Below are 21897 nucleotides of genomic sequence, written 5' to 3' on the forward strand. Positions count from 1 at the left end.
CTTGCGCATCAGGACACCCCGCCCGATACGGCTGCTCAGACCTCGGTCGATGGCAGGTCTCCTGGCTCGCGGGTCAACGTCCGTTGCCGACCTTCCCGGTATCCCAGTGGTCACAAGTGGCGCGGACTCGTCGCTTACAGTTGCGGGGGCAGCCGCAGACTCGAAGCATTGCTGCTCTCACTGCGTTCCCTTTTCATCCCGGCTAGGGGGAACCATCAGCGCGCAAGCGTAGCGACTCGCGATGGCGACTGTCAATCCGTTCAGATCATCCGGTTGTAGCCCCCCAACAGCACTGCCAGCGCCACAACCACGAGTTTGAGCGTCAGAATCTGGCCGTACAGCACGCTCAGCAACGGCGCGTTGAGGCCCGCGATATTTTGCGTCGCGTTATAGATGCCGGTCACGACCACCACACCGAGCGCGACGGTCGCCAGGTGCGACAGCCGCGTGCAGAAGGCCACGCGTCGCGCAGGCGCAGCAGAAGGCGAGTCGACCCTGCGGCACAGCGCACAGGCCGCGATAATCACGCTGCCTGCCCACAACGCCGTCGCGCAAAGCGTTAATTGACCGTGAAGGTGTAGTGGCCTCGCGTGCGGTGGCCATCAGCAGCGACCGCCACCCAAGATACCGTGTACAGGCCCGGCGTCAGCGCGTTCAGTGCGACCGACATGTGCTTCGTATTTGACGGGTCGACTACCGCCTTGTCGGTGATCACGGACTTGCCCTGCGCATCGGTCACGGCGATTGAGCTGAAGGCAGGTTCGAGACCGTCATCGAAATCAATGGCCACATCTTTTTGCGAAGTGGGTACGGTCGAGCCGGCAGATGGCGCCTGATGGGTCGGATAGGCGTGGGCACAAGCCAGTTGCGCGACAGTCAGCGTCAGCGCCGCGACGAGGCCCCGCGCTACGATAGAGTTCAATAGAGAAGTTTTCATGGGTTGATCAAGGGCTTGTCAGCAGATTGGAGGAGAAGCGAAACGTCAGAGAGAAAGATGACGGCTTGAGGGGACATGTCAAATCGTTGCCTCTCGCCGGCCGCCTACGCGTTCTTTCACCACTGGAATAGCGGCTTGCCGATCGTCGTCGGCGCGACATCGTCAAAGAAGATGTGGGCCTGCACCAGGATGCCCACGTGCGAACCGCTCGCGTGGTTGACCGGTATCTGCGCTTCGACGCCGAATTGACCGTAGCGGTTGATCCAGATGAAGCCGGGATTGACCGTACCGGTCGTCTGTCCCTGGCTTCTCGACAGCGGGACCTCGACGATAGGAATGAGGTTCGACAGCGGTTGGGGCAGACCGATGTCACGTACATGCTGCTGCAGGTACGGCAGGCTGTACTGGAACGTGAAGCCGTAGTTGAAAGCGTTGGGCTGTCCTGCGCCCGTGGTCAGGGCGGGCGCGGCTTCGGCGGTAATCGCGATCGGGCGCAGGTACGCCAGCGAATCCGGCAGGTCTCCCATCCCTTTCCCGGCATAGATCGTTGGCGAAATGGTCGAGAAGTTGTCGGCGATCGCGTGGCTTCCCGTGCCGCCAATCTCGGCATTGACGCCGACGGACGTCATGAACTCGTGCGCCTCGTTGACGTACAACAGATATTTCAGACCGACGCCAAAGTTGTTGAAGCCACGGGCGGTCGGGTTGTTTTGCATGACATAGGATCCGTCGACCGAGAGGGCCAGCCTCGGTGTGATCAGCTTGTCGTACTCGAAATTGAAGGAGTTGATGCTCTGGTCGCCATCGTCGCCGGGGACGCGAATGTGACCATATGTCAGGTTGGCTTCATCACCGACGCCGGGATCGTCCACGGCCATGGTCGCTGGAAAGACGCGGTCACCCGCAATTGCATGGGCCATCGCAAGCGAAGGGGCTAGCAAAAGCGCGCCTACGGCAGCCGAGATGAGTGCTGTCGTGAGCAGCGGCTTACCGCTGCTCGTCGAAATCGTGTGCATGTTTCATCCTTGTTCTGGGGTCGTTGCAATGCCGTCGCAAGTCTGCGAACAGACGCGCGCGACACATCGCGATGCACCGGTGCATCGCGTCGGTAAGACTCAAATCAGGATGAAACGGGCGGAGCGCGGGGTTGCGCCGCAGTGAATGGCAGGACGCGCCGAACACTCTCGAACCTGGTTGCAACGCGATGCTGGATTGCCCAGACCGTGACGGCAAAAGTGGGTTGAACGCTTGGCAGCGCAGGCATGTGGGCAAGCAGGTTGCAGTACCCGCAAGCCTGCCAGTGGGAAGCCAGCGAGTGAGAAACGTCCCTGCTACCCAGCGGGTCGCCCGGCGTCGATTGCGCCGAGCAAAGTGCGCCCGATAGAGCCGTCCCATCGCGACTCGCCGCCAACGCGTGGGAAACCGTCGGCGCGAGCGTCGACATCAGGATGGCGAGCAATCCCAAAAGGCAACCAATTTTCCGATGAAAACGGCTCAGCATGCGCCCGGCGATTCGGTGTCGATGAGAGGAACTGGGCGGATTATGCCACGCGTCTTCATTAACTTTCCCGGTTTCCACCGAAGCGCAATTGCTAGACCCGTTTGGGTTTATCGGCAGCCACGGAGGTGACCCGGTTCACTACGGAAACACGATCGCCGCAGGCCGAATTTGTCAACCACTGCAGCGATGACGTCCGAGAAGCCTCCTTTCAGTTCAAACTTGCGCGTCGTCCGTGATCGTCTCATGTTGGCTCGAGAGCAGACTGCCGCCAGCTTTGCGTGAGCGGCTCAAACGGGTCCAGGTCGTGTAAAAACGCCGCGCGGACGCAATGACGATTTCACGCGATCATCCGCAGGCGTCAACAGCTCAATTTGGCCCGTGTGACGGTCATTGGCGCTTGACCTCTTTGTGAGAGGAAGGGTGCCCAGGGGCCGTAATGCGCGCCGGCGCGACCGCCTTTGGTAGCGACTTACTCTCAGGCCCGCATCTTTTGCATCATCGCCCCAGTGCCGAGGATCGCCATGACGCGTTTGAGGTTGTATGCGAGGACATGAAGGCTCATCTCGGTGCTGACATGCTCGCGTGTTTTCATAAGGAAGTGCGCGGCGCCCATCCAGAATTTCAGCGTGCCAAACGGGTGCTCGACGGTCTGACGGCGTACGCGCATAATTTCCGGCCTATGATCGAGCCGTTGCTGCATCGCTTCGACGATGGCCTCATGTTCCCAGCGCTTTATCCGGCGAGCCTGCTTGCCTGATGTGCATTGTTTTCTGATGGTGCAGGTAGAACAGGCCGAGCTCGAATAGCAATGCAGCGTCATGCCGTGCTCGATGTTTGTGAAACGCCAGTTCAGCCGCTGCTGGGCCGGGCAAAGATATTCGTTATCTTCGGCGATGTAGATGAAATCCTGCTTTCCGAAATAGCCGTCAGCGTTCTTGCCTGAAGTCAACGGTTTGGGAACGAAGGTCGTAATGCCCGCCTCATGACATTGCAGGACTTCTTCGCTCTTGAAGTAGCCCCTATCGGCAACGACAGTCAGATCCTTGATGCCGGTAGCCGCCCGTGCCCGGCCGGCCATATTCGTCAGCTGGCTGCGATCGTTGCCAACGTTGGTGACCTCGTGTGCGACGATCAGATGATGCATGTCATCAACGGCCGTCTGAACGTTATAGCCAACCATTCCCGTTCCCCGACCGCTGGTCGCCATCGAGCGCGAGTCCGGATCGGTCAGGGAAACCTGTCCATCTGACGACTCGCGCAATCGCTGCTCCATCGCCTTGAGGTCCTGCATCTGCTGCCTGAGCTTGCTGATCTTGTCGCTGATCCGACTCGTCTTCGCCTCGGCAACATCGGATTGAATCCGGTCTGCAGTCTCCATCGCGGAAAGATATCGGGCGATGCTCTCATCGATCTGCTGCAGGCGCGCTTTGACTTTCGCGCTCGTAAAGTTGCGATCGCGATTGTTGACGGCTTTGAACTTGCTGCCGTCGATGGCCACTATGGACTTTGAGAAGAGGTCCAGGTTACGGCATAGCACGATGAACTGGCTGCAGACATTGCGGATTGCCTTGCCGTTGCTGCGGCGGAAGTCGGCGATGGTCTTGAAGTCCGGCGAAAGGCGGCCCGTTAGCCACATCAGCTCGATGTTGCGCTCAGTCTCACGCTCCAGACGCCGACTTGACTGGATGCGATTTAGATAGCCATAGATATAAATCTTGAGCAGTACAGACGGATGATACGAGGGTCGCCCCGTTGCTGCGGGCGCGGTTCCGTCGAAGCCAAGCTCGTGGAGATCAAGCTCATCGACAAAGACGTCGACTACGCGCACCGGATTGTCCTCGGAGACATAGTCTTCGAGATACTCGGGCAGCAGGACAGCCTGCTTACGGTCTTCGCCTTCGACGAATCGCTTCATGTGGCCGCCCGATCTGAACGCGTTACTTCAGTTTAGGCGATCAGCATGCGTTTTCACACAAGCTGGGTCGACTTTTGCCCGAGGTAGCCGTACGGGCGTGATGTTCCGTCGCAAACTGAGCATCGGGTCGAGCCGTTGCTATCGCTGCTTTGCGATGCATTGACGCATAGCCTTTTAGTCTGGCGGCGCTAAATACCAGCAGCAACGCGCCGCAGGTTCATTTCTTGGATGCCCTCTTCCACTTAGGAAAGAACGCGTTCCACACGGAGCGCACGCCTTGCGCGTCGAGTCGCGGTGCTGCATGGTCGGGAACAGTGGCGACTGCCGTATCAGCGTGGCACCCTGGATGCCCGACTCAAGAGTCGTACAGGCTACGACCGGGTCGGCGCCGCTTTCGGGCAGATGGTTCGCAACCAGGTGGTGGGTGTCCTGGATTCGTGCGTGTCCATTCGAGCGACCTGGTCCATCGTTCATCGCTCGAGTCTTGCTCTGAATCTACCTGTTCTCGCTGCGCCGGAGTCGACGACTGTGATTTCTTAGCGCAATCGAGAGTACCTGCTTTCCGTAATGCTTCTCACCCAGATGCGCTATCGCTCACCGGCCTGAAGGCCGGTGCACCTCGCGCCACATGGTGATCGAGCCGACGTCCGAAAAGCCGATGCGGACGCGGTTCTCAAACGCCGGCCCGGCGATTAGCGCCGGCTATGCCAATCACCTTTTGGAACGACCTTTTGCAACCGCTCCGTGAGTAGTACGTTCGCAAGCACGCCGTCGACATTCGACTTCTTGGCACGGAGTCCTCGATAGACGCTTACCGGCGGTAGCAACAGGCTCTAGTCGGACTTCCTCGCGGCACAGGCAAGCATCGCGTTACCGATTTGCTCATTGCCACGAGCCGTTAGCATCTCGGCAGGGCCGCGAATGTCGCGCGCAGCCTTATGCTGACCAAGTTTGCGCTTTCCGACCAACTGCGTGATCTCGACTTCGAGTCCGACGATTGCATCGAGCTGGGCTTCCAGATAATCGAACGGAGCGTCGCCCATCTTCCAGGGCTTCGGTTCATGCGCTTCGTGCGTTCGGGTAAGCCTTGCAACTACGCCCCGGACGAATTTCTTATCATCTCGGATGCGAATTCGGCCGTGCGCATGGATGACGACATAGTTCCACGTCGGCACTTGTTTGTGGTGCTCTTGCTTGCTCGGATACCAAGTTGGCGAGATGTAGGCGTCGCCAGCGTTGAAGATAACCATCACTTCGTCGTTGTCGGTCACGTCCCCCCAAACTGGGTTCGCGCGGGCGACGTGCGCCTGCAGTGTCCCGAGGTGGCCTTGGCCGGTGGCCAGTTCGAAAGGGATGTGATTTGCGTCCAGCCCGCTTTTCCCATTCGTGACGAGCGTCCCAAACGGATGTTGAACGATCAGCTGCTGCAGGACTTCGATGTCGGATTCGTTAAAATGATCAGGTATGTACATAGCGGCTCTAGAGGCACGGAAGCAGGAAAGAATGCGCTGTCGGCGTTCTCTGGAAGAAGAGAGACTAGCTTTCTCGATTCGCGACGGCGATGAGGACACCGAGCGTGAGCATTGTCACACCCGATAATCGGGCCATGAGCCGCTGTCTGGCGACTTTGGCGGCACCCGAGGCGGCAAAACGGTGCGCCGCAAAGACCGCCACGAGATCGACCGTACTGTTCAGCACGATGCACGTCGTTCCGAGCACGATGAACTGAGGCGCGAGCGCATGATCGGCAGACGTAAACTGCGGGATGAACGCCAGGAAGAACATGGCGGTCTTTATATTGAGCGCCTCGACGATGATCCCGTCGCTGAACGCTTTACGTACGCCGGTCTGTAGCTGCGCCGACTGGCCATCGGTAGGCGGTTTCGAGGCGAGCGTGCGAATGCCGAGATAGACGAGATACGCCGCGCCGATATACTTCACGACCGCAAAGGCTACGGCCGATTGTGCGATGAGCATCGAGAGCCCGAGTGCGGCAGCGAAAACGTGGACCATGCCGCCGATGGCCGCGCCCATCGAAGAGGCGATGCCTGCGGCCTGGCCTCCCGCGACGGTGCGCGCGAAGACATAGGCGATACCGGGTCCGGGAATGACTGCCAATACCATGGCGGCAATGAGGAATGAGGCGGACGGAAGCATGTGGGGATTCTTCGTTATTGAATGTGCAGGCCGATCAGGCGGGTGTCGATAGCGGCATCAGGCATCAGGAGACGCAGGCCATCGACAAGCGCATCGCCAGCATCGTGCAGCGCGGTGACCGGCATCTCGGGAAGACTCTCCAGAACGAACCACATCTGCTTCGCATCGGCAGTCAATCTGGTTCTCACGCCTTGCCGCCAGTTCCAACGGCGACACGTGACGCCAACATCGTCGCGCCATACAACTTCACCGTTCTCCGGTGCTTCAAGGGCCGGCGCACCGTCTTTGGTCGTGTCGAACCGTTCCGTGCCATCTGCGATCACCAATCTAGGCATCCCGACATACGCCTCGAAATTCTCACCACCGACAGGAATCGCGTATAGCAGGCTGACAGCGTTATACAAATCGACGACTGGATCGATGCTCGGCAAGCTACCCGCTTTCAGCGTCCGCTTGCGCAATGCTTCTGCCGAACAGGCGGTGCGCTGCGGCTTGGCGCCGAATTTTCTGAACACATCGGCCCATGCGGAAAGGTGCGCATCGGCCCATGCGGGGCCGCCTGTCGCGATGGATTGGCACGCCTCGTCGAGTGATTGCTTGCCAAAGTCCGGGCTCACGATCCGCGATGCATTGACGCTGATACTCAGCGCACGAAAACCCGGAGCGAGCATCGCGATTTCGCGGGCGATTGACGGTAAGACGGAGAACATTGAGAATTCGCTGGTGACCATTCTGTACCATCATACTGACCAGTGACCAAAAAAGTCAACATATCGACCGAATCCGGCGCCGACGTCCAGACGGTGAGCGAGGCGGTGGCGGCTCGTCTCAAGGAATACCGCAAGCAGCAAAAGCTTACGCTGGACGCGCTGTCGCGGCGGTCGGGGGTCAGCAAAGGCATGCTGGTCGAAATCGAAAATTGTGCCGCCAATCCCAGCATCGCCATCCTCTGCAAGATTTCAGCGGCGCTCGGCGTGTCCGTCGCGGACATCGTAAACGTGGCTAGTTCTCCTGCAGTGCATCTCGTCGAGAAACAAGACATTCCGACATTGTGGACGGGGCCGAAGGGCGGCTCGGCGCGGCTGCTCGCCGGCACCAGCGGGCCGAACATGATTGAGTTATGGCGCTGGGAAATGCAGCCGGGCGAGACATTCGAATCCACTGGCCACCCTGAAGGGACGTACGAACTGCTGCATGTCGAGCAGGGGCAACTGAGAATCGCAGTGAAGGACACTGAACTTTTAATTCCCGCTGGGTGCTCTGCGGTAGCCAGAACTGACGTGCCACATCAGTATGCGAACGAGGGTAAGTCAAAGCTGATCTTCACAATGACCGTTCTGGAGCCTCATTAGTGGGACGTGCGCAATGCAGTTATGCGAGGGTCCAAGGGCGCGGCCTTCGTAGCGATGTCCGCAGGGCTTTCGCTAACGGTCACCGGGGCTGCGTGATGGTCGACGTCGGCTCAGGGGTCGACTCCTGTCCGAGGTTGCCACTTGAGCGCGATTTCCCCGTCGCAAGCTGAGCATGGAGTCGAGCCGGTGCTGTCGCTGCACTTGGGATGCGTTGACGCATGTCTTTTTAGTCTGGCGGCGTTCGCTAAGAGCAGGCATGCGCCGCAGGTTGATTTCTTGGGCGGCTCTTCTAGCTCTAGCCTAGGAAAGAACGCGTTCCACACCGAGCGCACGCCTTGAGCGGCGGCGCTCTTCTCCGCGTCCATGTGCTCGGTGTCCGGCGAAATGGCTGCATCCTTGCTCAGGCCGCGCCAATACGTGAACACCAGTACGGGCTGCTCGGTCCAGTGCCCTTCGGCAAACCGGGCGAATGCAAGCACATCTCGCATGGGCAAGGCCGCGTCGAGAGCACAAGGAAAAGCGCGGCCACGGCCGCGCTTTTGAAGAGTATTGTTTTCTGACCTGTTAGGTGGTTACGAGCGGCGCCGTCTCGCCTATAACTGCCTCGAGACGGTCGGTGACTAGAACGCCCGTCAGCACATGTCGAAGTGACACGCCTTCAATATCGCTCGTGGCTCCCAGTTGGAGAATTCCAAGGCGTACAAGCGATGCCATCTGCTGCCACGCGCGCACCGTCGGGGCCTCTTCGGGATACCGGAACTTCTCGTTGGTTAGCCTATGAGTCTCAATGTCGACGCTACAGATGAGACCGCGCCGGCTACCATCGGCTTCATGGATGGCAAAAAGAATAACAACCTTTCCGATGCGCGTCCAAGAGTCAATAGCCGACCAAACCTCCGGGTCCGTCATCTGAGCAACCCAATTGACCTGCAAATCATCCATCTGATAACGCATGCTCATGAAGTTTCCGTGGACAAGCGGGACATGCCCACAACCAAAGCAAGCACTTTCGACCGCCCTGGAAAACAGATGAGCTTCATAAGGCGCAACTGGAAACACCAGAACGGGCGTGTCTTGAGGTGTATTAGCCTGGACTGCATCTGACAGGTAGTCGGGGAAGCAAAGGGAGCAGCTTATTCAGTGAGGGATCAGTTTCTCCCTGGCGAGTTCGAGTGAATCAAGGAAGGTGCGCATGGGCGTCTTGCCGTAGCACCATCGTCCCTGATGTTCGCGCTCATTGTTGTACTGGTCAAGCCATTCATCCAGATCGGTCTGCAACGCCGGGATCGAGTCGTAGATCTTCCTGCGGAATGCGATGCGATAGAACTCGTTGAGCATGGTCTTATGAAGCCGCTCGACGATGCCGTTGGTCTGCGGCGAACGTGCTTTGGTGCGGGTGTGATCAATGTTCTCGACGGCCAGGTAGAGTTCGTATTCGTGATGCTCGGGGTTGCCGCAATACTCGGTGCCCCGATCGGTGAGCACGCGTGTGAGCGGGATGCCGTAGCTGTCGAAGAACGGTACGACGCGATCGTTGAGCAGATCGGCCGCCGGCAGCGGCGTCTTGCGGTCGTAGAGTTTGGCTAACGCCACCTTCGAGTAGGTGTCGACGAAGGTCTGCTGGTAGACGCGGCCCACGCCCTTAAGCGTGCCGACATAGAAGGTGTCCTGAGCGCCGCAATAGCCGGGGCATTCCGATTCGAATTCGCCGTGCGTTTCCTTTTCCAGTTTGGCACGTTCAAGCGCGGTGAGCTGCGATTCGGTCAGCACCAGTCCTTCCTGGGCGGATTTCGCCTCCAGCGCCTTCAAGCGCTTGTTCATGGTCTCGAGATCGTGACGCAGCCAGATGCTGCGCACACCCTGCGGCGAGACGCTCAGGGCATGGCGCTTGCGCACTTCGTTGGCAATACGGATCTGGCCGTGGGCAGGCAGTTCCAGAGCCAGTTCGACCACCGCTGCCTCGACCTGCGGATCCACGCGGTTCTTGGGCAACGGACGATGGCGGGAGATTTCCTGCAGGGCGGCTTCGCCGCCCTTATCGTACAGTTCCTTGAAGCGGTAGAAGCTGTCGCGGGAATATCCCATTACGCGGCAAGCCTGGCTGACATTGCCCAGCTGCCGGGCCAATTCGAGCATGCCGACCTTGGCGCGGATGACTTTCTGTTCCTGAGTCATGGTGGACTCCTTGCGGTTCGCCGCGCGCGTCACCGCTTCGGGCTACGCCCTCCGCGCCAACGCGCATCAGCACGAGAAACCGACCTCTGTCAGATTTAGTCTAGTCCACTGCACTTGAGGCATTCCGCGAGTATGCTCCGCCCCGTCGCCCAACGACCGCAGCGGCAAAAGTTGGCCCGTCGCGACGAGGTCCGTCTGGGATTCGCTTAACTTAATCCTTTGAGTCATTTTTCCTTCTCCTGCAAAATCATCAACAATGTTTCTCTCTGGCGCGTCGATCGCACCACCGATTCGGGTCCCGTCTCTTCTGTTCTCGTGAACTGGTGAGGCACGAAGCGGCCACACCGTCGTATAGCGCGTCCATGCACCCATGACACTTACGGGAGACGTGCGAGCACACAAAATTTCGCGCATTCGCGACATTCGGCCGCCGGGCGCTGACTTTTCAGCGAACAGAGATCATCGCTGCACAGCCGATAGAGGTCGCGGCGTTGACGCAACCTAGTTACTCACTCGACCGCCACCGTTTTCGGCGCGCGATCCCTGTCCTTCCGAAGTCGCTCGAAACTTCCGCGCCAAAGCTCCGTTTACGGCGCAAGTCACGACGAACTTTAGGAAAATCGAGGCTTTCATCCACGCGCCGTTGCTTCGTTAGTTAAACTGATAGCCGTGGGTCTTCGGATTAACGTGAGGAAACTCGTTCAGACGTGAGCTCCGTCGACCTAACCGAGGCTGTCCAGGACCGGAAGTACGGATTGGACAATCTTGGGTCGGCAGACCGACTCCGGGGTCCGTTGTATCGCGCGACGTGCTGGGTTACCAGCGCGCCGAGGAGTGCATCGCGAGATGCTCCTTGAGCTTGGCCTCGATGAAGACACGGCCCATGTTCGAGCTCAGCCTGTTGAGCCGGCGGCTCAGGCCCGGTGCGCGGAGGTCCAACCGCTCTATCAGGAGTTCGGCCGGTGCGCGCACCGCCACCAGGCGGTTCAGGCAACGGCCGACTTCGCTTTCGAGCCAGCCGCGCATCGCGGCAACGTGTTTCCGATAACGCTCATGCCGGCTGGGGCTTGAGGCCGCGCTTCTGAAGATACTGAGCGAGGTTCGTGAGGCGCCGGTCGTAGTGTTCGAGTTTCGAGCGCCATTGCCGGCCAATCAGGTCCCCTGATCCGTGGCAAACAGCGTTGAGCCCCAAGTCCAGAGCAAGCGCTTCGCACCGCGGGTGATAGCCGGCGCGCGACGCCGCTGGTTGATGCCTCGCCGGTCGGCGACTACACGCATGCCCGCAACATGGACACCGGCCAGCTGCTGCCGCGCATCTCGCCGTTGCGCGCGACGGTCGCGGTCGATTGCGGCTATGGACCGTTCGGTGCGCGTGCGGAAGTGGAGCATGCGTGGGCGCAGAATCGCGTGCCCGAAGACGATTTCCCGACCGCCAGCTATACCAGGCTCGGTTTGATGCTGAGCTACAAGGTCCGCGTCGGTACCACCAACTGGCTCGCCTATGTGCATGGCGACAACCTAACCAACCAGGACATTCGTTATGCGAGCTCCGTCGTGCGCGATATTGCGCCCGGAAGGGGCAGCAGTGTGATGGTCTGCTTGCGCACGACGTTCTAGCGAATAACGGCGGGCACGCGCGCGTCCTTATGATATTGACGGCATGGCGTCGTGTCGCGGTGCTCGGGCAACGACCGGTCGGCGCCGCTTTCGGGCAGATGATCGGCAACCAGGTGGTGGGTGTCCTGGATTCGTGCCCGTCCCTTCGAGCGAGTTGCGCGACTCATCAATCGCTCGTCGCTCGAGCCCTCGCTCAAGCGTCAATTGCGCTCCGTCGATCGCCAGCGCGCGAAAGCTGTCTCTTCCGTTGCCCATGCGTGATGGCGCGGCTATTCATATTGAATCGCGAGGCTCGCACAAGCTATGCTCCGCGCCGTGAAAAAAGCGACACCACCGACCTGCGCCAAAGCAAGGAGATTTCGCCTCGTACCCGAAAACTCCGCGCAGCGAACCACGGATTTCGGCGCACCCGTGCTCGCTGTAGAGGATCTTTGTCGCATTCGGTGCCTGGCTGCCCTATCCAACGAGAGGAGTGACAGCCAAGGACGGTGCGCATCCGGCGGACACACATCTCACATTAGCGCGCGGTGAGTTCTCACGCAGGTCAAGCCGTAAATCTTCGCGAGTTGATGGCATACGCATCCGTTAGAACACCTTCATATCATCCACGCTTGCCGGATAATATAGCCGCGTCACTGTCTCACGCCCGTGGTTGTGTAACTTCAACTTCGCAACCTTTTCTATTCCGAGTTTTGGTTCCATATCTTGAGTCCACTGCCATGGATACCGGATCATCCCGGTTCCAGTTTCGCTGGCAACGCGGAACGCTCCCCCAATATGGCGCAACATATAAGAAAAATCTGAATTACCCAGTGAAGAGGCTGCATATCCCCAGGTTCTGAAGTCATGCGTAAGCTTTTTGCATACGGCCGGCCCGAAAGTCATTCCTCGAATTCCGTAGCGGAGCAATTCCCAAAACGGCCCTCGGCCCTCGGTACCCGGATACCCTTCCATATCTACAACCAGTTCTGAAAGTTTATTCGACCATTCGATTTTATCAATTGGTCGTTCCTTTAAACTTTTACCGTTAGTCACGAAACTAGCTAGCTTCTCGCACCAGTCGTAATAATCGTCGAGAGGACCGAGCTCATGCAAAAATCCGCTACATCCATCAGGCCTCGATACATCCCGATATAGAGCGCCAATTTCCAGCCCCTCAGCAAGTTGAGGGTAATCGGGAGGTGCAACCACCAAGTTATTTTCATCTGGAGGGAAACGCTTCCCAGTGACAGGGTCCACCAAATTCGTCGGATATCGTCCCTCAATTTTCTTTGTAGCCAACGAAACTGCGAAATATGCTTTCATGTTGTGACGGAGTTATTTGAATTGTCGACAGCGAGTCGAAGAAAACGCCATGACAGCCCACGCAGCCCGGCGCAATAGATCAAATAGAAGTCAAAGCACAACAACTACATCTCTGTTGGGTTACGCGGGTGTAAAAAAGTGCTTATTTATCGCGGGTAAGCGAGTAGTTACCATTAACTGTGGAAACTGCACTGGTTTTCGCATGGTCCCGCTCAATTAGATAAGTACATTCTAAAGCGCGGATGAGTTGCGGGGAAGAGCCCATAAAATCGAGTGCGCACGTCGGCGATCATCGGAATACAAAAACGGGTAGCGAATAGGAAGGGATTTTAGGATTAGGGGAATCGCTCTAAACAAGAAGATCGGCGGCCTTTTGAGTGCTGCTGAGCCGCCGAAAGCTGCCCGAATGGCGCGATCGGCGTGTCGTCGTGCTCGTCAGCCGGTGGCGACGCCAGCGCTTTGCCTCAGCTTTCAGGACGGAGTGACTGACAACGCATCGCGATTACCCCTGGTCGCCCGAATCGAAGTCGAAAAGCCACCGTCTTTGCCCGTAACGCATCCCGCTTTCAGCTATGTCTGTCATGCTTCTCACCGAGATGCGCTATCGCTCACCGGCCTGAGGGCCGGTGCACCTCGCGCCGCATGGGTGATCGAGCCGGCGTCCGAAAAGCCGAGGCACAACGCGGTCTTCCCGAACGCCTCCAGCGATTACCGCCTGCTATGCCAATCATCTTTTGGAACGACGGTCTCCAATCGCTTGGTGAGCAACACGTTGGCCGACACGTGCCGGAGCGGCATTCCGGGAATATCGCTTGTAGCCTGCAATTGAATCATTCCGCTCCCGGCAAGCAAAACCATGCTTTGCCATGTACGCTCACTGGGAGCATTGTCAGGGCGAAGGCGGTGAACATCGTGACGAGCAATGTCCCGCGGCATGTCAATCACACATACCACTTCGTGGCGTCGTTTCGCTTCTTGAATGTCAAACAAAATGATAGCGCGTCCCGCGCGTTTCCAGATGTCGATTGCCGCCCAGAGTTCAGGGTCCGTCAGTGGCGCAATCCAATAGACCTGAAGACCGTCTAGCTGCAAACGGATAGTCATCACCTGGCCATCGTCAAGCTCCATAAAACCGAAGCCGAAACTTGCGCTCCTCGAGTTTTTCAGAAAGGCTGAGGCCACTGTCGGCTCTATCGAGCAAGTTAATACCGGTGCTTCTTTCGGAAGGCCGATAGTCTCTTTTGGCCTAGGCTTGAAATGCTGCAGCGGAATTAATCTACCAAACCGCGACGAGTTCACTTTCAATGTCAATCATTTTTGTTTCTTTTTTCGTTCAGCACGCCGGCGTGCATCGTTCCCCGGGGAGTCTATTGGAGTCGGCGGGGCCCGCGTTTTAAGTCGGCGAACGCGATGTAGCGTTCGCCCAAGCTTTTTACTACGAAACCACGATTTAAATGTCGTCACACTCCAAACCGCGAAGTAACTTAATCGTTTCTACTCCGAGCTTCGGCTCCGTGCCTTCGTCCCAGTGACATGGATATATGACCATCCCGGCTTTGCCTTCAATCCCGAAGGTAGACCACATATAGTCGTACATCTCAACAAAATCTGGGCTACCCAATGTCACGGCCTTCGACTTCCATTTTTCGAAATCGGCATCGAGTTTCTGGCAGACGACCGGCCCGAACGTCATCCCGCGAAGAGCATAACGGAGCAGCTCCCAGAACGGTCCACGCCCGTCGGCTTGCGGATATTTTTCCTTGTCTTCGACGAGTTCGGAAAGCGCGTTCGACCATTCGACATGGTCATTTGGTCGTTCTTGCAGCTGTTTCCCGTTCGTGACTAGGCTGACCAGCGTCTCGCACCATTCGAAATATTTCTCGCGCGAGGAGATGCCGTGCAAAAATTGTGTGTTACTTCCGTCGGAATCCAACACCTCCTTGTAAATCGCACCGATTTCTAGCCCGTCAGCTAACTGGGGATACTCCGGCGGGGCAACCACCACCAATTCCTCGTCGACCCACAAACGCTTCCCCGTCTCGGGATTCACCATATCCTTTGAATACGGCCCCTCAATTTTCTTGACCTCGGGGTAAACCATAAAATAGCCTTCCATGTACATTTGTTGCGCTCCAAATAAATCGATTGATCGACGTTCGCGTCGAAATCACGCCAGACGCACGGACACGTGTCCGGCGCACCAGATCAAATAAATTCAGAGCACAACAACTACCTCTCACGGTAAGGTTATTTCTGTTTGTTACCGGCCAAAACAACGTTCATGCATCGACCAATCGATGCGTTAATATAACACGAAAATCTCTTTGTTTTCAATGGGTTGCCATATTTTTCTTAACATTGAAAATCACCTACTAAATTAATGTAGTTTTTTGATTTCTGGGGCGTTTGTGCGTCTGAATTTCGTCCGGGAGGGCCGATTTTCGGCACGTTCGCGCCGCGCTTGCGGATGCTTTTCGCGACTATGGCGGCTGCCAAACGATGAAAAGCGTCGTCGGTTGAGATGGTCGGTCCGACCAGGAGATGGCGACACCGAACACGCCGCCCCGTTCTTTGAGTTGCTCTGATACGGGTTGCGGGAGCGTGCGCGTTGCTAACGGGTTTCTGGCGCGCCCGGCGAATCGAGGCGGCGCTGCGGAGCCGAGAAGAACAAGGGTCGCTACACAGGATGTTCGGCATCGTAGGCAGGCTACAGGGCGGCGTCACAGCGACTACAGGGGTTTTTGGAAGCAGTGCCGGCGGTCAGGTAACGCGGCAAGCGTTGGACGCGTCTAGCTGTCGGGAGGAGGAAAAGCAGCTCGGGAACCTTCGCAGCAAGGGTCACCAAAAATGTCCTGCCTGCGGCGGGTTTCGCTCATCCTCGAGAGTCGCGATTGCCTGATCTCGGACTCCAATACACACGTCTCGTTCCGGGACCGCACAATTTTGGTGACCTTGCTGCGCGTGCAGGCGTTCGCAACGCACAGCGTTTCGACCGGGCGCGGACGGCCCTAGGCTGTTCTACTTGTGTCGGGGATCAGCCAGCGTCGAGGAATGCGAAACGGCGGGGGCGCGCGCATTTGCGCGGCAGATTAAGGGCGCGGCGCCGGCCCAATTCGCAGAGCAGCCGACCTTCAGTGCCATTCGAACGTCGCTTCGGCCCGGGCAAGCTCTCGTTCGGTCCGGGGAACCGTGCGCTCATCGCGGGCCACTTCGGTAGCCGCTGACCTAAAATAGAAGCATGGTCGCGACCCAATATGGAGGCTGCCATGACCCAGTCTATGATCTATTTCGTTGTCGGCTTGGCGGTCTTGTTGGTCGCCGCGTTCATGGTGGGGCAACGGTACAGGCGCGAGCATCCAGAAGATGGTATGGCTCAGTGGCTCGATTCGCACCATATGGGTTGGCTGCACCGACACAAACATTGACGCCTGATCGCACAGTGAAAAGCCCGCTACGAAAACGGTTGTGGTGCCGAGGATCGCGCCGCGACCCTCACGCTAACGTCGCAAGCCTTCCGACCGAGGGCGCGAAGGTATCTCCGCTGGTCGCGCCGTCCGGCGTGCCCGCGAACGCAAGAGCATGGCGCTGATTGTCGACGACCCTGATGCGCCGAACCCGCGCCGAAAATGACCTAGTACAACATCCCCTAAATAGCTTGATTAAATAATTGTCTTGGCTATCATTTCGGGATGAGCCAAGGCCGTCATGCAACGCCAGTGAAGTTGGCGAAGAAAGAACGAGAAGAACTCCTGTCGCTGATCGAGCGGAAGACCGCGACTCAGCGAGATGTGATGCGGGCACGCATCGCGCTGTGGGCGCACGAGGGACATCCGAATACGGTGATTGCTCGAGAACTGCGCGTATCGGTGCAGACGGTCTGCGCGTGGCGCAAGCGCATCGCACATCACGGTGCGCAGGGCCTGCGCGAGGGTGAGCGTAGCGGCCGTCCGCCACGCATCACACAAGAAACGCGACTGCAGTTGATTGCGTTGGCATGTGAAGCACACGAACCCGAGGGACGGGTTACGCCGACATTGGACGAGATAGTGGCGCGCGCGATCGAGCGTGGCATTGTCGAACAGATCAGCCGCAGCCATGTGCAGCGCATTCTGCAGGCTGGCGACGTTCGACCGCACCGGGTCCAGCAATGGCTACACAGTCCCGACCCGGCCTTTCGCGAGAAGGTCAATGTGATTTGCAAGCTGTACCGCAAGGCGCCCAAAAACGCGGTGGTGCTCAGCATCGACGAGAAGACGGGCATTCAAGCCATCGAGCGCAAGCACCCGGGGCGCGCACCGGCACCGGGACGGCTGCGTCGTCGGGAGTTTGAATATATCCGGCACGGCACTCAGGCGCTGATTGCCGCGCTTGATGTGCATTCCGGTCAGGTGCTGGCCGACTGCCGCGAGCGGCGCACCCAGGACGACCTGGTCGCCTTCATGGAGCACGTAGCGGCTGCGCACCCGGGCAAACAGGTGCACGTGATTTGGGACAATCTCAATACGCATCGCGCTCAGGCCGTCTGGCAGGCGTTCAACGAGCGGCATGATCAGCGGTTTCACTTCCACTTCACCCCGCTGCACGCGAGTTGGGTCAACCAGATCGAACTGTGGTTTGCCCGCTATACGCGTCGGGTGCTACGCCATGCCAGTCATACCAGCACCGCGCACCTGCGCGAGCGCACCGCGCAGTTTACGCACGAGCATAATCAGGCAGCACGCCCCTTCAAATGGACTTTCCGGGGCTATCCGTTGCAAACGGGCACATCGTAATCGAGAGACAGACATGCCAGCCATACCCCCCAAACCTTCCGCGACTGAACTTCAGCGTAAACTGCGCGGCTTGCTCGGCCATGAGCAGATCGTCACACAAGCCTACGGGCGGCACCTGCTGATCAAACGCCTCGATGATGAGGAACCGACCGTTGTAGCGCGCCTTACCGAACTCGCCCGTAATCGTTATGGTGCCGCCTTTCGCAGCCACACCGGACGATGGGAGCCGCTGCCGGGCACAGGTTCGCTCGACGAGATGGCCGACGTCGTCGTCACGCTTCTGCAGCCTTACTTGCTGCCTGATAATTATTAAAGCTATTTCAGGGATGTTGTACTAGTTGTATTGGGCGCTCTACATCCGGCCGACGGCAACCGGGCCCCCCGATGGCGCTACTACGCAGGCCTTGTAGGGTGATGTGGTCGAAGGCACCGATAACTTCAAGCGTGCTGCTTAAGGCGGCCCGTGTCCGCCCGTGTGACGTCACCGCTATTTCCACAAACTGCAGAAACACGTATTAACGCGCGCCGAACTTGTTGGCGCCTATCTGAAGCGATGAGCGATGGCGCAGGATCGGGTATGCGGACGAATGAACGGATGACGTGGTCAATCTTTCTGCTCGTCGCACCATTGAATCGCCCATCGCTGAGCAGCCTCGACGGCATCCGCATCGCTGCGATAGTCGCCGATTTCGCCCGACCACTTCGCCTCGCGGGCATTCCCACCCTCCAACGAGCGCCTGAAGATTTTTGCGCGCGCATAGTACCGCCCGCCCTCTTCAAGACAAGAGGCATCGATGCGGAACTGCTTGTAATCGAATTCCATGATCGTCTCCACCTTCAAGACTGCGACGCCCAGCGGCGGTGGCATACGTCACGCTTGGCTCCAACGAAAACGTGGCTTCCTGTCTCGGTCGCTGCAGTCTGGCGCCGACGTTTCCGTCCATGCACGCGGACACGTCCCGTTCAGCAAGTCGTTCGCGTGGCTTGTTTGCCGTTGCGGGAAGTCTGTCGCCGCAATTGGGATACGTCGACGCATGTCTTCTAGTCTGGCGGCGCCCGCTAACAGCTAGACATACGCCGCAGGTTCATTCCTTGGGCGGTTCTTCTAGCCCGGGAAAGAACGCGTTCCACGCTGCACGCACGCCTTGCGCGGCGGTGCTCTCCGCGTCCATGTGCTCGGTGTCCGGCGAAATGCCTGGATCCTTGCTCAGGCCGCGCCAATGCGTGAACACCAGTACGGGCTGCTCCGTCCAGTTTCCCTCGGCAAATCGGGCGAACGCGGTATCACCGCTGGCGAGCTGGACTTCGTACCAGCCATCGCGGGCCGGTGAATATTGGGCTTGGGGGAACCACTCGGTGGTATTGATTTGCATCTGCGCGTCCGATTTTGGATGGCGAACGTCTATGAGCGCGGCGGGTTCAACGCTCTGTTCGAGAATTGTAGAGGCTACTACGACCGGGTCGGTGCCGCTTTCGCGCAGATGGGTCGCAACCAGGAGGTGGATGTATCGGACTCGTGCCCGTCCATTCGAGCGAGTTGCGCGACTCATCAATCGTTCGTCGCTCGAGCCCTGAGTCAAACATGCTCTGCGCTCCATCAGTCGCCGGCGCGAGAACGCTGTCTCTTCCGTTGACCATGCGTGATGGCGCTGCCATTGCTGTTGAATCTCGAGTTCGCACAAGCTATGCCGCGCCGTGATAAACCGCCATCGCCGACCTTGCGCTAAAGCCGAGAATATCCGCTTCGTATCCGAAAACTCCGCGCAGCAACCCCATGGACGTCGGCGCACCCGTACTCGCTGTAAAGGATCTTTGTGGCGTCTGGTGCTTGGCTGCCCTTCCAACAGGAGAGGTGTCCGCCAAGATGGTTCGCTGCGGCGGGCGCACGTCTCGCCTCGCGCGCGGTGAGTTTTTATTCAAAACGCTGCGGTCTGCGACCCGTATGGGAGCGCCGCAGTATCATCGCGGGCAGTCGACCCTCCCAACTGCTCGATACCATGGAAAAAGCATTCAGCCAAGCCGACCGCGAAGCGATCTACCGCGCCATCCATGAGCGCCGCGACATGCGACATTTTCTCGGGGCAGCGATAGCGCCTGAGGTCATGCGCCGGCTCATCGATGCTGCCTTGCATGCGCCGAGCGTGGGATTCATGCAGCCATGGAGGATGGTGCGTATCACCAGTCCGCGGATTCGTGGCAGATTGCACGACTCGGTCGAGCGCGAACGCTTACTCACCGCCGACGCTCTCGGAGAGCGCCGCGAGTCATTCATGAAGCTCAAGGTCGAGGGCCTACGCGAATGCGCAGAAGTGCTCGTCATGGCGCTAATGGAGGGGCGCGAGCAATACGTGTTCGGGCGACGCACGCTTCCTGAAATGGATCTTGCGTCGGTGGCGTGCGCGATCCAGAACATGTGGCTGGCCGCACGGGCTGAAGGTCTCGGAATCGGATGGGTTTCGCTGTTCGATCCGCATGAGGTCGCGGCGCTGCTGGGAATGCCCATTGGCGCGAAGCCCGTTGCAATCCTTTGCTTGGGACATGTCGAATGCTTCTACAACGCGCCGATGCTCGAAAAAAGAGCACTGGGCCAAACGCCGATCCGTCGAATAGTGCGTCTTCGAAAGCAAGGTGGCCGACTGCGGATCATCAGGCCGAAGAGGTCGGGCCGTATTCCAGGTAGCGACTGAGCGCCTCGGCGTAGGCCCTATAGCGCCGTCTGAGCGTGCCGATGGTCTACACTCGGTCAATACCCCAATATTGGCGAGCTACGACTTTGACAAGCGCGAAGACAGTAGAGGCTGACACCATGAAACTCGATGCCGACGAGTTCATATCCACCGCCGACGCGGCGAAGCTGCTGTTCGTTTCCCGTCCGCACGTCGTGAAGCTGGTCGAACAGGGAAAACTCAAGCTTCATCACAAAATGGGGAGCAACCTTTTCCTGACGAAGTCATCGGTGCTGAGGTATCAAGCCGACCAGCAAGCTGCAGCGAGGACCTACCAAACTTCGGCAAGCGAAGAAGAATAAGGTCGACCGTGGCCCGCGGGGCAGGACGCGAAAGTTGTCGTCGATCGCGAAATTCAGCATTTCACCGCGACGCTTGTGGCGAGCCATCCTCGTGGCGGAAACTTATGTTGGGCGCTTGGATCGCGCCCGCCCTCGTTTTCCCCGCCAGTGATGGCGGGTTTTCTTTTGGCGGCGCCGATGGGCGGCACCGCCGGAGACCGCGGAGAATCAGAATCTCGACATTGGCAGGAAAGCTGAGCGGCAACGGTTTGCGAGCGCTGAGCAGCTTTCTGAGCAGGCGTTGCGAGCTTTGCGGAGAGTCGCGAACTGAAGGAACAGTTCTCTGCTGCCGCCGGTCCCTGGAGACCGCCTGATGGACGGGCTGGATCGCTGGCGTAGAAACAAAACAGCGAGCGCAGCATGTGCTGTGCTCGCTGGGTTACCGAAAAAAACTGCCTGCTCAGATGTCGCGAAAGTCAAAATCTTCGAACACCCTGAGCGTTTCTATTCCGAGTTTCGGCTCCATGAACAACTCGCCGTCCTCGTCATCCCACGAGCATGGATAGGTGACCATGCCTGTCCCATCAGCAAGCGCGAAAGTCGACCAAATGTGGTCGTACATTTGTGAAAACTCAAAATCACATAATGCCGAAGTCTCACACTCCCATTTTTTGAAATCGGCTGCGAGTTTCTTACATACAACCGGGCCAAATGTCATGCCTCGAAGACCATAACGGAACAACTCCCAGAACGGTCCCCGCCCGTCGGTTTCGGGATATTTTTGGTTATCTCAACAAGCTCCGAGAGCGCATTCGACCAATCGACCATCCGCTTCAGTCGCTCTTTCAGCTTTTTGCCGTTAGTCACAAGGCTCGCCAGTCTCTGACACCATTCGAAATAATAGTCGAGACAATCAATGTCATGCATGTGCCCATGGCTCCCACTCGGCCCCGGTACAGCATCATAGAAAACGCCGATTTCAAGCCCCTCTGCTAGCTGCGGATAGTCGGGAGGTGCAACCACCAACATATCCCTCTGAGGCGTGAAACGCGCCCCCGTATCAGGCTCCACCATATCCCGCGAGTATGGTCCTTCAATTTTTTTGAGAATCGGCCAAATGTAAAAGCAGCCTGCATGGTCCATTTTCATGCTCCAATTA

Annotated in this window: 22 protein-coding genes, 2 pseudogenes and 1 riboswitch; of the genes and pseudogenes, 6 read left to right on the forward strand and 18 right to left on the reverse strand. The window is 58.2% G+C overall.

Features of this window, described 5'->3' with window-relative positions:
- Positions 1-33: 33 nt before the first annotated feature.
- Positions 34-232: riboswitch (cobalamin riboswitch) on the reverse strand.
- Between the two features lie 28 nt (positions 233-260).
- The 8 genes from ACEN42_RS22170 to ACEN42_RS22205 all read right to left on the reverse strand — a co-directional run bounded on the left by ACEN42_RS22170 (position 261) and on the right by ACEN42_RS22205 (position 7220).
- A complete protein-coding gene (locus ACEN42_RS22170; RefSeq protein WP_371881501.1) occupies positions 261-527 on the reverse strand; it encodes a CopD family protein in 267 nt (88 codons plus the stop codon).
- A gap of 32 nt (positions 528-559) precedes the next feature.
- Positions 560-937, reverse strand: coding sequence for a copper resistance protein CopC (locus ACEN42_RS22175; protein WP_371881502.1), 378 nt, complete (start codon positions 935-937; stop codon positions 560-562).
- 116 nt (positions 938-1053) lie between these two features.
- The gene (locus tag ACEN42_RS22180; RefSeq protein WP_371881503.1) at positions 1054-1953 is read right to left on the reverse strand and encodes a hypothetical protein; all 900 of its coding nucleotides are present in this window, start codon (positions 1951-1953) and stop codon (positions 1054-1056) included.
- A gap of 104 nt (positions 1954-2057) precedes the next feature.
- Positions 2058-2438: a DUF2946 domain-containing protein gene (locus ACEN42_RS22185; protein WP_371881504.1), complete on the reverse strand. Its 381-nt coding sequence runs from the start codon at positions 2436-2438 to the stop codon at positions 2058-2060.
- Between the two features lie 475 nt (positions 2439-2913).
- Positions 2914-4353 (reverse strand): IS1182 family transposase, encoded by a 1440-nt coding sequence (locus ACEN42_RS22190; RefSeq protein WP_371881505.1) that lies wholly within the window; start codon positions 4351-4353, stop codon positions 2914-2916.
- Positions 4354-5186: 833 nt separating this feature from the next.
- Positions 5187-5825: an FMN-binding negative transcriptional regulator gene (locus tag ACEN42_RS22195; protein ID WP_371881506.1), complete on the reverse strand. Its 639-nt coding sequence runs from the start codon at positions 5823-5825 to the stop codon at positions 5187-5189.
- A gap of 64 nt (positions 5826-5889) precedes the next feature.
- Positions 5890-6510 carry a LysE family translocator gene (locus tag ACEN42_RS22200; RefSeq protein ID WP_371881507.1) on the reverse strand — a complete coding sequence of 207 codons (621 nt, stop codon included), beginning with the start codon at positions 6508-6510 and terminating at the stop codon, positions 5890-5892.
- A gap of 14 nt (positions 6511-6524) precedes the next feature.
- Complete coding sequence (locus ACEN42_RS22205; protein ID WP_374191206.1) at positions 6525-7220, reverse strand: B3/4 domain-containing protein; 696 nt, start codon at positions 7218-7220, stop codon at positions 6525-6527.
- Between the two features lie 42 nt (positions 7221-7262).
- Between ACEN42_RS22205 and ACEN42_RS22210 the strand changes: the two genes are divergently transcribed.
- Positions 7263-7862, forward strand: coding sequence for an XRE family transcriptional regulator (locus ACEN42_RS22210; protein WP_371881509.1), 600 nt, complete (start codon positions 7263-7265; stop codon positions 7860-7862).
- A 564-nt stretch (positions 7863-8426) separates the two neighbouring features.
- On the opposite strand, the gene ACEN42_RS22215 is transcribed toward ACEN42_RS22210, so the two are convergent.
- The 3 genes from ACEN42_RS22215 to ACEN42_RS22225 form a co-directional block, all read right to left on the reverse strand.
- On the reverse strand, positions 8427-8822 hold the full coding sequence (locus ACEN42_RS22215) for a hypothetical protein (protein WP_371881510.1): 396 nt from the start codon (positions 8820-8822) through the stop codon (positions 8427-8429).
- Between the two features lie 177 nt (positions 8823-8999).
- Entirely contained in the window at positions 9000-10037 is a 1038-nt protein-coding gene (locus ACEN42_RS22220) for an IS481 family transposase (protein WP_371881511.1), read from the reverse strand.
- A gap of 816 nt (positions 10038-10853) precedes the next feature.
- Positions 10854-11063, reverse strand: coding sequence for a hypothetical protein (locus ACEN42_RS22225; protein WP_371881512.1), 210 nt, complete (start codon positions 11061-11063; stop codon positions 10854-10856).
- Between the two features lie 237 nt (positions 11064-11300).
- Between ACEN42_RS22225 and ACEN42_RS22230 the strand changes: the two are divergent.
- A pseudogene (locus ACEN42_RS22230) lies at positions 11301-11654 on the forward strand (TonB-dependent receptor); the annotation flags it as partial.
- 585 nt (positions 11655-12239) lie between these two features.
- Here the strand turns inward: ACEN42_RS22230 and ACEN42_RS22235 are convergent.
- The 3 genes from ACEN42_RS22235 to ACEN42_RS22245 form a co-directional block, all read right to left on the reverse strand.
- Complete coding sequence (locus ACEN42_RS22235) at positions 12240-12959, reverse strand: hypothetical protein (protein WP_371881513.1); 720 nt, start codon at positions 12957-12959, stop codon at positions 12240-12242.
- A 708-nt stretch (positions 12960-13667) separates the two neighbouring features.
- Positions 13668-14264: a hypothetical protein gene (locus ACEN42_RS22240; RefSeq protein WP_371881514.1), complete on the reverse strand. Its 597-nt coding sequence runs from the start codon at positions 14262-14264 to the stop codon at positions 13668-13670.
- 145 nt (positions 14265-14409) lie between these two features.
- The gene (locus ACEN42_RS22245) at positions 14410-15081 is read right to left on the reverse strand and encodes a hypothetical protein (protein ID WP_371881515.1); all 672 of its coding nucleotides are present in this window, start codon (positions 15079-15081) and stop codon (positions 14410-14412) included.
- A gap of 1567 nt (positions 15082-16648) precedes the next feature.
- Here ACEN42_RS22245 and ACEN42_RS22250 point away from each other — a divergent pair.
- Positions 16649-17731, forward strand: coding sequence for an IS630 family transposase (locus ACEN42_RS22250; RefSeq protein WP_371881516.1), 1083 nt, complete (start codon positions 16649-16651; stop codon positions 17729-17731).
- A 13-nt stretch (positions 17732-17744) separates the two neighbouring features.
- Positions 17745-18044, forward strand: a complete 300-nt coding sequence (locus tag ACEN42_RS22255) for a hypothetical protein (RefSeq protein ID WP_371881517.1) — start codon at positions 17745-17747, stop codon at positions 18042-18044.
- A gap of 291 nt (positions 18045-18335) precedes the next feature.
- On the opposite strand, the gene ACEN42_RS22260 is transcribed toward ACEN42_RS22255, so the two are convergent.
- Both ACEN42_RS22260 and ACEN42_RS22265 read right to left on the reverse strand, forming a co-directional pair.
- Positions 18336-18554 (reverse strand): hypothetical protein, encoded by a 219-nt coding sequence (locus ACEN42_RS22260; protein ID WP_371881518.1) that lies wholly within the window; start codon positions 18552-18554, stop codon positions 18336-18338.
- A 262-nt stretch (positions 18555-18816) separates the two neighbouring features.
- Positions 18817-19104 (reverse strand): hypothetical protein, encoded by a 288-nt coding sequence (locus tag ACEN42_RS22265; protein ID WP_371882276.1) that lies wholly within the window; start codon positions 19102-19104, stop codon positions 18817-18819.
- Between the two features lie 624 nt (positions 19105-19728).
- Here ACEN42_RS22265 and bluB point away from each other — a divergent pair.
- Positions 19729-20341, forward strand: a pseudogene (gene bluB, locus ACEN42_RS22270) (5,6-dimethylbenzimidazole synthase).
- A gap of 196 nt (positions 20342-20537) precedes the next feature.
- On the forward strand, positions 20538-20759 hold the full coding sequence (locus ACEN42_RS22275; protein WP_371881519.1) for a helix-turn-helix transcriptional regulator: 222 nt from the start codon (positions 20538-20540) through the stop codon (positions 20757-20759).
- Between the two features lie 439 nt (positions 20760-21198).
- Here ACEN42_RS22275 and ACEN42_RS22280 read toward each other — a convergent pair whose 3' ends face one another.
- Together ACEN42_RS22280 and ACEN42_RS22285 are read right to left on the reverse strand one after the other, a co-directional pair.
- A complete protein-coding gene (locus ACEN42_RS22280; RefSeq protein WP_371881520.1) occupies positions 21199-21360 on the reverse strand; it encodes a hypothetical protein in 162 nt (53 codons plus the stop codon).
- 92 nt (positions 21361-21452) lie between these two features.
- A complete protein-coding gene (locus ACEN42_RS22285; protein ID WP_371881521.1) occupies positions 21453-21881 on the reverse strand; it encodes a hypothetical protein in 429 nt (142 codons plus the stop codon).
- Positions 21882-21897 lie beyond the last annotated feature (16 nt).

Source organism: Caballeronia sp. S22, assembly GCF_964261745.1.
GTDB classification, from domain to species: domain Bacteria; phylum Pseudomonadota; class Gammaproteobacteria; order Burkholderiales; family Burkholderiaceae; genus Caballeronia; species Caballeronia jiangsuensis.

What these genes read in the sequence shown, in the direction of transcription:
- ACEN42_RS22235 (WP_371881513.1), bottom strand. Translation starts at nt 12,959, where the DNA reads ATGAAAGCATATTTCGCAGTTTCGTTGGCTACAAAGAAAATTGAGGGA.
- ACEN42_RS22260 (WP_371881518.1), bottom strand. Translation starts at nt 18,554, where the DNA reads ATGGAATTCGATTACAAGCAGTTCCGCATCGATGCCTCTTGTCTTGAA.
- ACEN42_RS22225 (WP_371881512.1), bottom strand. Translation starts at nt 11,063, where the DNA reads ATGCGCGGCTGGCTCGAAAGCGAAGTCGGCCGTTGCCTGAACCGCCTG.
- ACEN42_RS22275 (WP_371881519.1), top strand. Translation starts at nt 20,538, where the DNA reads ATGAAACTCGATGCCGACGAGTTCATATCCACCGCCGACGCGGCGAAG.
- ACEN42_RS22215 (WP_371881510.1), bottom strand. Translation starts at nt 8,822, where the DNA reads ATGAGCATGCGTTATCAGATGGATGATTTGCAGGTCAATTGGGTTGCT.
- ACEN42_RS22200 (WP_371881507.1), bottom strand. Translation starts at nt 6,510, where the DNA reads ATGCTTCCGTCCGCCTCATTCCTCATTGCCGCCATGGTATTGGCAGTC.
- ACEN42_RS22280 (WP_371881520.1), bottom strand. Translation starts at nt 21,360, where the DNA reads ATGTACGACCACATTTGGTCGACTTTCGCGCTTGCTGATGGGACAGGC.
- ACEN42_RS22195 (WP_371881506.1), bottom strand. Translation starts at nt 5,825, where the DNA reads ATGTACATACCTGATCATTTTAACGAATCCGACATCGAAGTCCTGCAG.
- ACEN42_RS22185 (WP_371881504.1), bottom strand. Translation starts at nt 2,438, where the DNA reads ATGCTGAGCCGTTTTCATCGGAAAATTGGTTGCCTTTTGGGATTGCTC.
- ACEN42_RS22265 (WP_371882276.1), bottom strand. Translation starts at nt 19,104, where the DNA reads ATGCAAATCAATACCACCGAGTGGTTCCCCCAAGCCCAATATTCACCG.
- ACEN42_RS22285 (WP_371881521.1), bottom strand. Translation starts at nt 21,881, where the DNA reads ATGGACCATGCAGGCTGCTTTTACATTTGGCCGATTCTCAAAAAAATT.
- ACEN42_RS22190 (WP_371881505.1), bottom strand. Translation starts at nt 4,353, where the DNA reads ATGAAGCGATTCGTCGAAGGCGAAGACCGTAAGCAGGCTGTCCTGCTG.
- ACEN42_RS22220 (WP_371881511.1), bottom strand. Translation starts at nt 10,037, where the DNA reads ATGACTCAGGAACAGAAAGTCATCCGCGCCAAGGTCGGCATGCTCGAA.
- ACEN42_RS22175 (WP_371881502.1), bottom strand. Translation starts at nt 937, where the DNA reads ATGAAAACTTCTCTATTGAACTCTATCGTAGCGCGGGGCCTCGTCGCG.
- ACEN42_RS22250 (WP_371881516.1), top strand. Translation starts at nt 16,649, where the DNA reads ATGAGCCAAGGCCGTCATGCAACGCCAGTGAAGTTGGCGAAGAAAGAA.
- ACEN42_RS22205 (WP_374191206.1), bottom strand. Translation starts at nt 7,220, where the DNA reads ATGTTCTCCGTCTTACCGTCAATCGCCCGCGAAATCGCGATGCTCGCT.
- ACEN42_RS22255 (WP_371881517.1), top strand. Translation starts at nt 17,745, where the DNA reads ATGCCAGCCATACCCCCCAAACCTTCCGCGACTGAACTTCAGCGTAAA.
- ACEN42_RS22180 (WP_371881503.1), bottom strand. Translation starts at nt 1,953, where the DNA reads ATGCACACGATTTCGACGAGCAGCGGTAAGCCGCTGCTCACGACAGCA.
- ACEN42_RS22245 (WP_371881515.1), bottom strand. Translation starts at nt 15,081, where the DNA reads ATGTACATGGAAGGCTATTTTATGGTTTACCCCGAGGTCAAGAAAATT.